This window comes from Pseudomonas sp. GW821-FHT09A09 (assembly GCF_059418405.1).
On the sequence record NZ_JBWKPU010000010.1, the window covers coordinates 200187 to 213092 of the forward strand.

The following is a 12906-nucleotide window of genomic DNA, read 5'->3' on the forward strand; positions in this document are numbered from 1 at the left end:
CATGCAAGGCTTCCTGAAACGCTGTGCGCTGCTCGTTGCGGTCGGTTTATGTGCCGGTACCGCGCAAGCCGCTGAAAAAGTCATCTTCGACACCGACTTCAACGTGCTCAACGATGACGGCCAGGCCTTCATCATGCTCGCCCAGTTGCATGCGCAAAAACGCATCGAGTTGCTGGGCATGACCCTGGTCAGCGGCAACGCTTGGGTCGACCAGGAGCAGGTTGACGCCCTCAAGGCCGTGGAACGCATGGGCGTGGAAAAAGAGGTGGGCGTCTATTCCGGCGCCGCCTACCCGCTGCTGCATGACTACGCCACCTACGAGGCAGAAAAAACCCTGTTCGGCGCGGGTTGGCCGGGGGCGTTCAAGAACCCCCGCCCGACCTCACCGTCACAGTTGATCGCGCCACCGGACGGCCTGGCCACCCACACCCAACTGCGCAGTGAAACCGCCGCGCAATTCATCGTGCAGAGCGTGCGGGCCAACCCGCACCAGGTGACGATCCTGGCGGTCGGCCCGCTGACCAACATCGCCCTGGCCATTCGTTCGGCGCCGGACATCGTGCCGCTGATCAAACGCATTGTGTACATGGGCGGCGCGCTGGAGATCCCGGGCAACACCACGCCAGCGGCGGAGTTCAACTGGTGGTTCGACCCGGAGGCCGCGAAGATCGTGTTGCGTTCGCCGATCGAACACGTGATTTTCCCTAACGACGTGTGCGAGAAAGTCACCTTCGACAAGGCGGTGTACCAGCGCGTGATCGCCAAGAAAGGCGCAATTGCCGACCTGTACAAACACGAGTTCGGGCCACTGTTCGATAAAGACCCGGGCTACCACAGCTTCACCTGGGACAGCTTGCCCGCGCTGTATCTGGTCAACCCGCAGATCGTCACCGAATCCCGCGACCTGTGGGTGGACGTGGACGCCACCTTCGGCGCCGACTACGGCCGCGCACTGGGCTACAAGAAAGGCGCGCCGGTGGGCACGCAAAAAGCCAAAGTGGTGTTCGGCGTGGACCAGAAGCAATTCTGGGATGGCTACGTCAACCTCGTGACGCTGCCAACGCCGGTCAAACACTGATCGGAGTGATCGCTCCCACCGGGCGTGGGAGCGATCTTCTTTCAGCCTGCCGCCGTTAACCCGCGCTGCAAATCCTCGATCAACGCCGCCACGTCCTCCAGGCCGATGTGCAGGCGCACCACCGGGTTCAGCCCGCGATCGGCTGCACTGTCGCGGTCGTTGGTATCGGCCACGGTGACCAGGCTTTCATAGCCGCCCCACGATGCGCCCAACCCGAACAGCTGCAAGCCGTCGATCAACCGCTCGACGTACGCCGCGTCTGCATTGGCCAGCTCAAACGACAACAACCCGTTGCTGCCGGTGAAATCCCGTCGCCACAACGCATGCCCCGGATGCTCCGGCAACGCCGGATGGAACACCCGCTTGACCTGCGGTTGCGCCTGCAACCACTGGGCGATCTCCACTGCGCCGCGCTCATGCACGTCCAAACGTGATGCCAGGGTGCGCGCCCCTCGCAACACCAGGTAAGCATCGTCGGCACTCACCGCGTTGCCAAAGGTGTCACTCATGCGGCCCAACGCCGGCCAAGCCGCTGCGCTGGTGCACACGCTGCCCATCATCACGTCGCTGTGGCCGCCGAGGTATTTGGTGAGGGCCATGATCGAGATGTCCGCCCCCAGCGCCAGCGGGCGATACAGGTAGCCCGAACCCCAGGTGTTGTCGACGGCCAGCAGGATATTGCGTGGCTTGCACAAGGCTGCAATCGCCGGCAAGTCGCACAATTCATACAACAACGAGCCGGGCACTTCGGCGTAGACCAGCCTTGTGTTGGCTTGCAATTGCGCTTCGAGCCCCTTGCCGTCCGGCGCGAAGTAACTGACTTCAATGCCAAACGGCTGCAGGAACTCCCGGGCCAGCTTGCGCACCGGGGAGTACACCGCGTCGGTGATCAACACATGATCGCCCGGGCGCAGATACGCCAGGAATACCTGGGCGGCCGCCGCCAGGCCGGTGCCATAGAGACGCGTGCGATAGCCGCCCTCCAGCTCGGTCACCAGGTCTTCCAGCGCATGGGAGGTGGGGTTGCCCCGAGCGCCGTAAGTCAGCACACGCTCGCTGTCGCGTCGGGCGCGGGCATCTCGCATCTGGGCGAGGTTGTCGAACAGCACCGTGCTGATACGCGTGACCGGCACGTTGACCGCTCGTCCACCCTGGCCTTTTTCCGTACGGGCGGCGTGGATCAACCGGGTACGCACACGCGACGTCGGCACCAGCGGCTTGAGGCTGGCGATTTCTGCCGGGCTCATCTGCGCTAGCAAGCCGATTTCCCAGGCCAGGTACTGGCGCGCGGCGTCCTTGTTGCCGCTGTGGCGGTCGTGGGTGAAAAACAGGAAGTCGATGCACTGCGCGTCCGGCGGGTTCTGCGGGTCTTCACTCACTGGCAGGCCGGCGGCGGCCCAGGCGGCAAAACCACCGTCGAGCAGTTTTGCGTCCAAGCCTTGTGCAGCAAACGCCGCCAATGCCGGGTCATCAGACACCAGCACCAAAGGGCGCTGGTCGGCGTTGAGTAGTGAGCGGATCGACCAGCGCGAACCCGGAATATGCCCCTTGCGGTACACCATGCTCGGGCGCAGGTCGATCAAGTTGACTTCACTCAACTCAAAGCCTTGCGCGCTGATCAGCGGCAAAGGCTCATAAGCCACCGGCGCCTGCACCGGCAATGCCAGGCCACTGTCGACCCCACCGCTCAACACGTAGGCCTCATGCCCCAACTGACGCAGCCAACTGGCCACGATCGGCGCACGGATACCATCGCTGTCCACCAGCACCACCCGGGCCTGGCGCACGCCGATGTACAGATCGGTGGACTGGATCAACTGCCCGCCCGGCGTGTGTTGCGCGCCGGGCAAGGTACCTGCGGCAAACTCCTCGGCAGTGCGCACATCGCACAGGAACAGGCTGCGCCCGGTGTCCTCGGCCCATTGCCGCACCTGCTCCGCCGCCACACTCAGCACCCCAGCCCGTTGCGCCAACTGCTGCGCGGCCTGGCGCTGTGCATCCAGATCGCCGCTGACCGCGTCGGCATAGCGTCGCGTGCTGCCGTGCTCCAGCTGGAAATCTTCCAGGTACCAGCCCTGGGTGCCGTTTTCCAGTGCGTAAATAGGGTTCTTCACGCCCAGATTGATCAGCGTCTGCGCGCCAATGATGCTGCGCGTACGCCCGGCACAGTTGACCACGATTGGCGTGCTGTCATCCGGCACCAGGTCATGCACGCGGTAGCCCAACTCACCGTTCGGGCAGCAGATGGAGCCCGGGATGGTCATCTTGCGGTATTCATCGAACGGCCGACCGTCCAGCACCACCAACGGCTCGCAACGGGCCTGCCACTCGGCCAGTTGCCGCGCGGTGACGTGGGGCGTGTGGCTGGCCTCCTCCACCAACTCGCCAAACGCCTTGGACGGCACATGCACGCCCGCAAACAGCTGCAAACCCGCCGCCTGCCACCCGTCTGCGCCACCCTCCAGCACATGCACCCGGCCGTAGCCCAGGGCGTACAGGCGCTGCGCGGTACGCGTGGCCACTTCGCCCTGGTCCTGGTCGTAAATCACCAGGCGCACCTGGGGGTTCGGCGCCAAACGACGCACTTCCAGCTCCAGACGGCTATAGGGCAGGTTCACCCCGTGGAACAGATGGGCTTCGCCGTACTGCCCGTGTTCGCGCACGTCGAATACGGCGATTTCCTGTCCGTCGAACAGCCATTGCTGCAGTTGACTCGGGGTGATGGTCTGGCTCATGGAAGTCCCAACAAAGTAAGAAATGAGTTACTGCAACGCCAACGAACGCTCGCCCGCCGCCACGTCGCGGCCCTTGGCATAGGCGCGCTGCACCGCCGGCCGCGCCTTGATGCGCTCACGCCAGGCCTGGATGTGCGGGTAGCTCGCCAGGTCCTGGCCTTGGCGCAACGGCTGGATCCACGGGAAGATCGCCATGTCGGCCACCGAATACTCGCCGGCCACATAGGGCACTTCGCCCAGGCGCTGCTCAAGCACGCGGTACAAGCGCGTGGCTTCGGCATTGAGCAGGTCGAGGGCGAACGGGATCGGCTCCGGCGCCTTCTCCTTGAACAGCTGCAACTGGCTCAGGTACGGGGTGATGTGCCCCACTTGCCAGAACAGCCACTCCTGCACCTTCTGCCGCTCGGCAGTGCCGGCTGGCGGCAGGAACTGCCCGGCGCTGTCAGCCAGGTAATTGAGGATCGCGCCGGATTCGAACAGGCTCAGCGGCGTGTCCGGGCGATGGTCGACAATCGCCGGGATGCGCCCGTTGGCGCTGATGCGCTGGAAGTCGGCGTGCTTCTGCTGGCCTTCGCGGATGTTCACCGGCACCAGTCGGTACTCGAGCCCAAGCTCTTCCAGCAGGATGCCGACTTTCAAGCCGTTGCCCGTGGGCCAGTAATACAGATCAATCATAAAAACCCCTCTGGACGAACACGGCTAAACCTGTGGGAGCTGGCTTGCCTGCGATGGCGGTGGTGACTGACACACCGCTATCGCAGGCAAGCCAGCTCCCACATTGGACGGTGTTGTGTCAGGCGTATGCTTTGATAGAAGGCGCCATCTGCGAGGCGTTGTAGTTGAGGATGCGACCGTCCGCTTCCACGCCATAACGGCCGTTGAGCGACTCCAGCGGCAAGCCGTACAAGTGGAAATGCAGGGTGGCCTGCTCGCCTTCCACCTTGATGCCGTGCAGGTCTTCACCGAGGAACGAGATCGACGTACCGGGCTGCACGATCACTTCCTTCTCCAGGCTCAGGGTGGTGAACCCAGGCTCGCGGCCTTCATCGCTGCGGGCGTAGACGTAGTTGATCTCCTGACCTTCGATGGCGCTGATGATCGCCCAGGTCTCGTGGTTGTGCGGGATCGTACTTTTGCCCGGCAGCAACGAGTTGAGATACAGGGTCGGCGTGTCGCCGTCGTCATTCAGGCGATAGCGGAAGGCAGTGCTGCCCTGCCCCGGCACCGGCGCGGGGAATTCGTCGAAGTTGAACAGGTCACGGCGTTCGGCCAGGGCTTCCAGCAGACTGACGATTTCCACCAGGGCCGCGCGGTCTACGCCGCGCTGATTGATCACGCGGATCTGCTGCAAAAACGCTTCGATCACGTCGGCACGGTTTTCGGTACTCATCACGCATTTCCTCTTATCAGACAGACAGGCTGTATCGGCTCAAATTGGTCAACAGGTACGGATCGTGGGCGATGGGGCCACGGCGCCCCGAATCGCCCAGGGCATGGCGCAGGAACGTCTGGGTGCGTTCGCTGGCCGGGTGCTGGAAAATCTGTTGCGCGCTGCCATGCTCGACGATCACGCCGTTTTCGGTGAAATACACCACGTCGCTGATCTCTTCGGCGAAGCGCATTTCATGGGTGACCAGCACGCAGGTCATGCCCTCTTCAGTCAGTTCGCGGATGACGGTCAGCACTTCGCCGACGGTTTCCGGGTCCAGGGCGGAGGTCACTTCGTCGAACAGGATCAGCTCCGGGCGCATCGCCAGGGCACGGGCAATCGCCACGCGCTGTTGCTGGCCGCCGGAGAGCTGGCCCGGGTAAGCGTCGGCCTTGTGCTCCATGCGCACTTTGGCGAGCAACGCCCGTGCGTCTTTCTCGGCATCGGCACGGCTGCGCCCCAGCACCTTGCGCGGGGCGATCACCAGGTTTTCCAGCACCGACAGGTGCGGGAACAGGTTGTACTGCTGGAACACAAAGCCCACGCGCTTGCGCAACTCGATGCGCTGGGCTTCCTGGGCCAGGGTGTCGACCTGGGTCTGGCCCACGCGAATGCTGCCGCGCTGGGGCTGCAACAGCCCGGTGATGCAACGCAGGATGGTGGACTTGCCCGAGCCCGACGGGCCGATGATCGACACCGCCTGGCCGCGCTGCACGTCCAGGTCGATGCCCTTGAGCACCGGGTTGGCGCCGAACGACAGGTGTACATCCCGCAGGCTCACCAGGGGTTCAATAGAAGGCATAACGGCGCTCCAGGTGTTGGGTCAGGCGGGAAATCGGGTAGCAGTAGGCAAAGAACAGCACCAGCAGGCTCAGGTAGATCACCACGGTGAAACCGGTCATGTTCACCGTGTTGCTGGCGATCTGCGCGGTGTCGATCACGTCATGCACGCCCACCAGCGAAGCCAGCGCGGTGCCCATGGTCACCACCGCATACAGGTTCATCCACGGCGGCAGCATGCGCTTGAAGCACTGCGGCAGGATGATCGAACGGAACAACTGACCCCGGGTGAACGCCAGTGAACGCGCAGCCTCCCACTGGGTGCTGGGGATCGAGCCGATGGCGCCGCGAAAGATCTCCGCCACGTTGGCGCTCGCCGGCAAGGCCAGGCCGATGGTGACCTTGACCCAATCGGGGAACGACACGTAGCTGCTGCCAATGTGGATCTCGAACGGGAACACGTAAGTGGTGAAATAGATCAGCACCAGCCAGGGCGCATTGCGAAACACTTGCACCCACAACCGCGCAACACCGCCCAGCGGAGACAAGGCCAACGCGCCGATCAACAGGCCGAGCACCGAGCCCAGCCCGATCGCCACCACGCTGATCAAGATGTTCTGGCCAAAACCTGCCACCAGTGCCGGCGACCATTGCAGCAACGCCGACAGCACCGGGAATGAATCAATGGCCATAGCCGGGCATCCTCAGGCGCGCTTCCAGCCAGCGCCCCACACAATTGACGGTAAAACTCAGCAGGCCGAAAAAGCTCAGGATCAGAATCATCAGCTCCAGCACGTTGTCACTCTGGGTCCAGATCATGATCGCCGCGTAGGTGATGTCGCCCACCGCAATCGCCGAGGCCACGGCGGTCATCTTCACCAGGTCGATCAGGTTGTTGATCAGCGACGGCAAGGCAAAGCGCAGGGCCAGAGGCAACTGCACGTTCCACAACAACTGGCGGTTGCTGAAGGCCAGGGAGCTGGCGGCTTCCAGGGTCACGGCGGGCACCGCCTCAATGCCGGCGCGCAAGGCTTCGGCATGGAACGCGCCTTTGTGCAGCGAGATCACGATGACCACCCAGGCGAACGGCGTAAGCGGGTTGGCTGCGCCGACGGCTTGGGTCAGCAGCATGTTCAACACCAGGAACGCGCAGTACAGCTGCACCAGGGTCGGCGTGTTGCGCGTGACTTCGATGAACACCCGCGCAGGCTTGGCCAGCCACGGGTTGCCCGAGGTCAGCATCGCTGCAAGGCCGGTGCCCGCCAGCAGGCTGCCGATGATGGTGAACACACACAGCAAGCCGGTGGTCCACGCGCCCTGCACCAGGGTGCCGCGCTGGTAGGCGTCGAGCAGGAAGTTGTAGTTCAGGCCAATGCTTGCAGCCCAGTGGACGAACGCCTCCATCATTGCAGTTTCTCGCAGGCAGCGGCGATGCGCCGCCCGGCTTCGGCCACACTGTCGGTCGCGGTGGCAATGGACAGGCGAAACCACGGCGACAGGCCGTAGGCACTGCCCGCCACGCCGGCCACGCCCTCTTCCAGCAACCAGGCCACGACATCCTCATCGTTGTCGATGCGCAGGCCGTCGGGACGATGGCGCCCCAGCAGCCCGGCGCAGCGTAAAAACACGAAAAAGCCGCCCTGGGGTTCGAGCACTTCCAGACCTTCGACGGTTTTCAGGGCTTTGACCAAAATATCCCGACGCAACTGGTAGGCCGCGACCTGCTCCGCGAGAAAATCCAGCCCACCGTTGTAGGCCGCCAACGCCGCCGCCTGCCCCACCGATGACGCCCCGGAGGTGGATTGGGATTGCACCACGGCCATCGCGTCGGTGAGGTGTTTGGGCCCGGCGCCGAAGCCGATCCGCCAGCCGGTCATAGCGTAGGTCTTGGACACACCGCCCACCAGCAAACTGCGCGGCAGCAGGTCCGGCGCCACGTTCAACAGGCTCTGGGCTGGACGCCCGTCAAAGCGAATGTGTTCGTACAGCTCATCCAGCAGCACCAGCACGTGGGGATGGCGACGCAGTACATCCGCCAACGCGCGCAACTCGGCGTCGCTGTACACCGCACCGCTGGGGTTGCCCGGGCCATTGAGGATCAGCCAGCGCGTGCGCCCGGTGATGTGCTGTTCCAACTGGTCCGGCAGCAATTTGCAGCCCTGCTCCAGCCCGCATTCGATGAACACCGGCTCGCCGCCGTTGAAACGCACGCTGTCAGGGAACGACGGCCAGTACGGCGTGGGGACCAGCACTTCATCGCCGTCGTCCAGGGTGGCGGCAAACGCATTGAAGATGATCTGTTTGGCGCCGTTGGCGATCACGATGGACGACAACGGATAGTCCAGGCGGTTTTCCTCGGCCAGCTTGCGCTGTACCGCCAGGCGTAGCGCTTTGACGCCCGGCGTGGGCGTGTATTTGGTCGCGCCCGCCGCGATGGCCGCATAGGCGGCCTGCTTGATGTGCTGCGGCGTATCGAAATCCGGTTCGCCGGTGGTGAGGTCGAGGATATCGCGCCCGGCTTCACGCAATTCGGTGGCACGGGACTTGGCGGCCGCGTTGGCCGACAGCGACACCCGCTGCACGCGCCGGGACAGGCGTACGGTCATGGCTGTACCTCAAGGACTTTGCCGGGGTTGAGCAGGTTATGCGGGTCGAGGGCCTGCTTGATGCGGCGCATCAGGTCCAGCTCCACCGGGGTTTTGTAGCGGCTGAGCATACCGACCTTGCGCTGGCCGATGCCGTGCTCGGCGCTGATCGAACCGCCGTGGGCATGGGCGCTGTCGTGCACCAGGGCGCTCAGCTCGGCGTAATGGGCCATGTGCGCCTCCACCGTCGAATCCAGCGGATGGGCCACGTTGTAGTGCAGGTTGCCGTCGCCCAAATGGCCGAAGGTGAAGTGGCGCACGCCGGGGAAGTGTTGCTGCAACAACGCGTCGGTATGCGCGACGAACGCCACCACCTGGGAAATCGGCACCGAGATGTCGTGCTTCATATTGCGCCCGGCGCGCTTCTGCGCCTCGCTCATGTTCTCGCGCAACAGCCACAGGGCTTCGCTCTGGGCGAGGCTTTCGGCGATCAGTGCGTCGCTCAGCAGGTTGTGTTCGAACGCATCGCCCAGCACCCGTTCGAAGGCTTCCCGTGCCTGGCTTTCGCCGTGGTTGTCCGAGAGTTCAATCAGGGCAAACCAGGGTTGCCCGGCGTTTTTGAACGGTTGCGGGCCGTCGGGGAATTGCTCGCGCAGTAACGCCAGGCAGTCCGCCGTAAGCAGTTCGAACGCCGTGAGGCTCGCACCGAACCCTGCCCGGGCATGGGACAGGAACGCCACGGCCTGGGCCAGTTCATCAAAGGCCAGAAATGCCGTGGCCTGGGCCTTGGGCAGCGGGAACAGCTTGAGGGTGGCCGCCGTGATAATGCCCAGGGTGCCTTCGCTGCCGATGTACAGGTCACGCAGGTCGTAGCCGGTGTTGTCCTTGCGCAAGCCGCGCAGGCCGTGCCAGATCTCGCCTTCGGCGGTCACCACTTCCAGGCCCAGGGTCAACTCGCGGGTGTTGCCATAGCGCAGCACGCCGGTGCCGCCCGCATTGGTGCCAAGGTTGCCGCCCAGGGTGCAACTGCCTTCGGCGCCCAGGCTCAGCGGGAACAGGCGACCGGCATCACGGGCCACCTGCTGGACGTTTTGCAAGATGCAGCCAGCCTCCACGGTGAGGGTGTCGTTGTCGGTGTCGACGTTGCGCACGCGGTTCATGCGGTCGAGCAACAGCAAGACCGAACGCCCGCTGGCATCCGGCGTGGCGCCGGCCATCAGCCCGGTATTGCCGCCCTGCACCACGATGGGCGCTTTCAACGCCACGCAGGCCCGCACCACCGCCGCGACCTCTTCGGTGTTGGCCGGGTGCACCGCAGCGATCACCTGGCCGGTGTAGCGGCCTTGCTTGTCGGTGAGGTAATGCGCGGCCTCTTCAGAGGTTTGCACATGGGCCGCGCCGAGCAGGTGTTGCAAGGTGGCGAACAACGCGTCACTCATGGCTGTAGTGCTCGTGCAGATCACGCAGGGCCTGGGACGGCGCCATGCCGGTGCGCTCGCCCAGGGCGATCAAGAAACCGCTCTTGTGCCAGTCACGCACGATGGCATCGAGCTTGGCCTGGGTGTCGTGTTCGCCCTTGCGAATCCAGATCACCGATTTGGACGGAATCAGGTCGCCCGGCAGCGGGATCTCATAACCGGACCATTCGGCATCACTGAGCAACGCATGCATGGTCGGGCTGACGTGCACCGCCGCCACGCACCCGTTGCCGCGCAAAGACAGCAGCGATTCGGACTGGCTGCGGAACGCCTTGATCTGCGCGCCGTAGGTCTCCTGCAGCGGTTTGATGAAGTTGCTGCCCTGGGACACGCACACCGGTTTGTCCTTGAGGTCGGCCCACTGCGTGATCCCGGCGCCTTTGCGGATCAACGCCGCGCCGCCGACTTCTTCATAGGGCGTGGGCACGTAGTCGAGGATCTCGGCGCGCTCTTCGGTGAACTGCATGTTGGCGATCAGGATGTCGACCTTGCCCTGCTGCAGGAACTGCACGCGGTTGGGCGCCAGCACGGACACGGTCTTGGTCTCGACGCCCAGCGCCTGGCCGATGCCCTTGGCCAACTCCACGTTGTAGCCCAGGTGTTCGCCGGTCTTGGGGTCAATGGTGCCGAACGGCGGGCCGCTGAGGATCACGCCCACGCTGATGGCGTGGCGCTGCTGGATCTTGTCGAGGGTGGCATCGGCGTGGGCGAAGCCGGCGCACAAGGCCAGGCCGAGTGCGGCGAAGGTTTTGACGTGCATGCTCAGGCGCCCTTGAACTGTTTTTGCAATTCCACCAGCGCCGGCGACGCGGGGCTGATGCGGTTACGGGTCTGGGCGTCGATCAGCCAGCCGCTGCGGTGCAGCTCCTTGACGATGGGGTCGAGCCTGGCCTGGGTGTCGCTCTCGCCGCGACGGGTCCAGATCACCGACGGCGCCGGGTTCAGCTCCGGGCTGATGGCGCGGTAGTCCTTCCATTCCGCGCTGTCGTTGATCAGCGGGTTGATCAGGGTGGAGTCATGCACGGCGGCCACGCAGTTGTTGCCACGCAGGGCCAACAGCGACTCGGACGAACTCTTGAAGGCTTTGATCTGGGCGCCGAATTCGGTCAACGGTTTCACGTAGCTGCTGCCTTGGGACGTGCACACCGGCTGGTCCTTGAGGTCTTCCCAGCGGGTGATCTTGCTGTCCTTGAGCACAGCAGCGGTGCCCCCGATGCGATAAAACGGCGTGGGCACAAAGCCAAGGATCTCACCGCGCTCGGCAGTCCACTCCATGTTGGCGATCAGCAGATCGACCTTGCCCTGCTGCAGGAACTGCACACGGTTGGCCGGCAGTACCGGCACCAGTTGCACCTGCGCCTTGAGCTGACGCCCCAATTCGTTGGCCAGGTCGACGTTCAAGCCCTTGGGTTGCTGGGTACTCGGGTCAATGCTGCCGAACGGGCCGCCGGACAGCAGCACGCCGACCACCAGCACATGGCGTTGCTCGATCTTGTCCAGGGTCGCATCGGCCTGCGCCGCCACACTTGCCCCCAAGGCCACTGCCGCGCCGAGGGCCACCGGCAACCATTTCTTGAACATCATTGGACTTCCCCCAGGCTAATGATCGGCGTACCCCGACCTGATGGAGGGGCATGCTAGGGAGAGTGCGGGGGCAACGGAAATGCAAATATCTCATATCGTTATAACTTGCCGTATATGGGCAACCTCGCATTCAGGCATAACCCATGTTTTATTGGGCCCCATAAAAAACCGCTTCAACAACACATTAAAATCTGTAATGTTTAACTTCACGCCCTTGATATAAAAACGCCTCTGGAAATGGCCATGTCGACCCTCGATCTTGAACTCCTGCGCACTTTTATCGCCGTGGTCGACCACCACAGCTTTGCCGAAGCCGGCACGTACCTGGCGCGCACCCAGTCCTCCGTGACCCAGCATATGCAGCGCCTGGAGCAGCAGGTGGGCGTGAGCCTGTTTGAAAAGCGCGGCCGGCAGAAACAGCTGACCGAACCGGGTTTGCAGCTGTTGCGGCATGCGCGGCAGATGCTGTCGCTGAATGACGATGCGTTGAATTCGTTGCGTGAGAGCAGCTTGAGTGGGGTGTTGCGCATTGGTTCGCCCCATGACATTGCCGACACGATCTTGCCGCCGATTCTTAGCCATATCGCCCGTTCGGCACCGCGCTTGCGGCTGGAGATTGATGTGGGGCGCAGTCCGTTTTTGATGGATGACTTGCACCGGGGCAAGGTGGATATGGTGATTTCCACGCGCTCGGATCCGAACCTTGAGGGGTTTGCGTTGAGGACGTCGCCGGTGTGGTGGATTTGTTCGGCGCAGTACATTCACCAGCCGAGTGAGCCGTTGCCGCTGATTCTGGTGGATGAGCCGAGTATTTATCGGCGGTATGCGTTGGAGGCGTTGGAGCGGGCGAATATTCCTTGGCGCCAGGCGTATCTGGCGTCGAATTTGATTGGGATTAAAGCGGCGACTCGGGCGGGGTTGGGCGTGACGCCGCGGAGTATGGAAATGCTGGGGCCGGATATGCGGGTGCTGGGGGAGACGGATGGGTTGCCGCGGTTGCCGGAGGTCACGTATTACCTTTGGATTCGGCCGAATACGGCGAATCCGATTGCGCGCAAGGCTTATGATTTGATTCGGGGGAGTCAGGGGTTGTCGTGATTTTGATGGATGGGTGTATATCCGTTATTGGGGTGATGGCTGATATAGGTTCCGCCCTTACGGCGGCTCACTTTTGATAGAGCGCAAAAGTAAGCAAAACGCTCTTGCCCCAACACTCGGCACCTCGCCTAGGCTCGGT

Annotated in this window: 12 protein-coding genes; 2 read left to right on the forward strand and 10 right to left on the reverse strand. The window is 63.5% G+C overall.

What is annotated here, in order from left to right:
* The first annotated feature begins 1 nt into the window (after position 1).
* Positions 2-1078, forward strand: coding sequence for a nucleoside hydrolase (locus AC07OV_RS11595; RefSeq protein ID WP_178924525.1), 1077 nt, complete (start codon positions 2-4; stop codon positions 1076-1078).
* A 41-nt stretch (positions 1079-1119) separates the two neighbouring features.
* On the opposite strand, the gene metC is transcribed toward AC07OV_RS11595, so the two are convergent.
* From metC to AC07OV_RS11645, 10 genes are all read right to left on the reverse strand, one after another.
* Positions 1120-3813: a cystathionine beta-lyase gene (gene metC / locus AC07OV_RS11600; RefSeq protein ID WP_495092274.1), complete on the reverse strand. Its 2694-nt coding sequence runs from the start codon at positions 3811-3813 to the stop codon at positions 1120-1122.
* A 27-nt stretch (positions 3814-3840) separates the two neighbouring features.
* Complete coding sequence (locus tag AC07OV_RS11605) at positions 3841-4488, reverse strand: glutathione S-transferase family protein (RefSeq protein WP_495092275.1); 648 nt, start codon at positions 4486-4488, stop codon at positions 3841-3843.
* A gap of 118 nt (positions 4489-4606) precedes the next feature.
* The gene (locus AC07OV_RS11610) at positions 4607-5203 is read right to left on the reverse strand and encodes a cysteine dioxygenase family protein (RefSeq protein WP_494999240.1); all 597 of its coding nucleotides are present in this window, start codon (positions 5201-5203) and stop codon (positions 4607-4609) included.
* Between the two features lie 16 nt (positions 5204-5219).
* On the reverse strand, positions 5220-6044 hold the full coding sequence (locus AC07OV_RS11615; protein WP_176998123.1) for an amino acid ABC transporter ATP-binding protein: 825 nt from the start codon (positions 6042-6044) through the stop codon (positions 5220-5222).
* Positions 6031-6714, reverse strand: coding sequence for an amino acid ABC transporter permease (locus AC07OV_RS11620; RefSeq protein ID WP_494999242.1), 684 nt, complete (start codon positions 6712-6714; stop codon positions 6031-6033). Before AC07OV_RS11620 ends, AC07OV_RS11615 begins: the two co-directional genes overlap by 14 nt.
* Entirely contained in the window at positions 6704-7429 is a 726-nt protein-coding gene (locus tag AC07OV_RS11625; protein WP_494999243.1) for an amino acid ABC transporter permease, read from the reverse strand. The genes AC07OV_RS11620 and AC07OV_RS11625 overlap by 11 nt, the downstream gene beginning before the upstream one ends.
* Positions 7426-8628, reverse strand: coding sequence for an aminotransferase class I/II-fold pyridoxal phosphate-dependent enzyme (locus tag AC07OV_RS11630; protein ID WP_495092276.1), 1203 nt, complete (start codon positions 8626-8628; stop codon positions 7426-7428). The genes AC07OV_RS11625 and AC07OV_RS11630 overlap by 4 nt, the downstream gene beginning before the upstream one ends.
* Entirely contained in the window at positions 8625-10046 is a 1422-nt protein-coding gene (locus tag AC07OV_RS11635; protein WP_495092277.1) for an FAD-binding oxidoreductase, read from the reverse strand. The genes AC07OV_RS11630 and AC07OV_RS11635 overlap by 4 nt, the downstream gene beginning before the upstream one ends.
* A complete protein-coding gene (locus AC07OV_RS11640) occupies positions 10039-10845 on the reverse strand; it encodes a transporter substrate-binding domain-containing protein (protein WP_495092278.1) in 807 nt (268 codons plus the stop codon). The genes AC07OV_RS11635 and AC07OV_RS11640 overlap by 8 nt, the downstream gene beginning before the upstream one ends.
* Positions 10846-10847: 2 nt before the next feature.
* Positions 10848-11669 carry a transporter substrate-binding domain-containing protein gene (locus tag AC07OV_RS11645; RefSeq protein WP_495092279.1) on the reverse strand — a complete coding sequence of 274 codons (822 nt, stop codon included), beginning with the start codon at positions 11667-11669 and terminating at the stop codon, positions 10848-10850.
* Between the two features lie 243 nt (positions 11670-11912).
* Here AC07OV_RS11645 and AC07OV_RS11650 point away from each other — a divergent pair, with 243 nt between their 5' ends.
* On the forward strand, positions 11913-12767 hold the full coding sequence (locus tag AC07OV_RS11650) for a LysR substrate-binding domain-containing protein (RefSeq protein ID WP_495092280.1): 855 nt from the start codon (positions 11913-11915) through the stop codon (positions 12765-12767).
* Positions 12768-12906 lie beyond the last annotated feature (139 nt).

Excerpts from the sequence above, each read along its gene's own strand:
- AC07OV_RS11595 (WP_178924525.1), top strand. The coding sequence starts at position 2 with ATGCAAGGCTTCCTGAAACGCTGTGCGCTGCTCGTTGCGGTCGGTTTA.
- metC (WP_495092274.1), bottom strand. The coding sequence starts at position 3,813 with ATGAGCCAGACCATCACCCCGAGTCAACTGCAGCAATGGCTGTTCGAC.
- AC07OV_RS11605 (WP_495092275.1), bottom strand. The coding sequence starts at position 4,488 with ATGATTGATCTGTATTACTGGCCCACGGGCAACGGCTTGAAAGTCGGC.
- AC07OV_RS11610 (WP_494999240.1), bottom strand. The coding sequence starts at position 5,203 with ATGAGTACCGAAAACCGTGCCGACGTGATCGAAGCGTTTTTGCAGCAG.
- AC07OV_RS11615 (WP_176998123.1), bottom strand. The coding sequence starts at position 6,044 with ATGCCTTCTATTGAACCCCTGGTGAGCCTGCGGGATGTACACCTGTCG.
- AC07OV_RS11620 (WP_494999242.1), bottom strand. The coding sequence starts at position 6,714 with ATGGCCATTGATTCATTCCCGGTGCTGTCGGCGTTGCTGCAATGGTCG.
- AC07OV_RS11625 (WP_494999243.1), bottom strand. The coding sequence starts at position 7,429 with ATGATGGAGGCGTTCGTCCACTGGGCTGCAAGCATTGGCCTGAACTAC.
- AC07OV_RS11630 (WP_495092276.1), bottom strand. The coding sequence starts at position 8,628 with ATGACCGTACGCCTGTCCCGGCGCGTGCAGCGGGTGTCGCTGTCGGCC.
- AC07OV_RS11635 (WP_495092277.1), bottom strand. The coding sequence starts at position 10,046 with ATGAGTGACGCGTTGTTCGCCACCTTGCAACACCTGCTCGGCGCGGCC.
- AC07OV_RS11640 (WP_495092278.1), bottom strand. The coding sequence starts at position 10,845 with ATGCACGTCAAAACCTTCGCCGCACTCGGCCTGGCCTTGTGCGCCGGC.
- AC07OV_RS11645 (WP_495092279.1), bottom strand. The coding sequence starts at position 11,669 with ATGATGTTCAAGAAATGGTTGCCGGTGGCCCTCGGCGCGGCAGTGGCC.
- AC07OV_RS11650 (WP_495092280.1), top strand. The coding sequence starts at position 11,913 with ATGTCGACCCTCGATCTTGAACTCCTGCGCACTTTTATCGCCGTGGTC.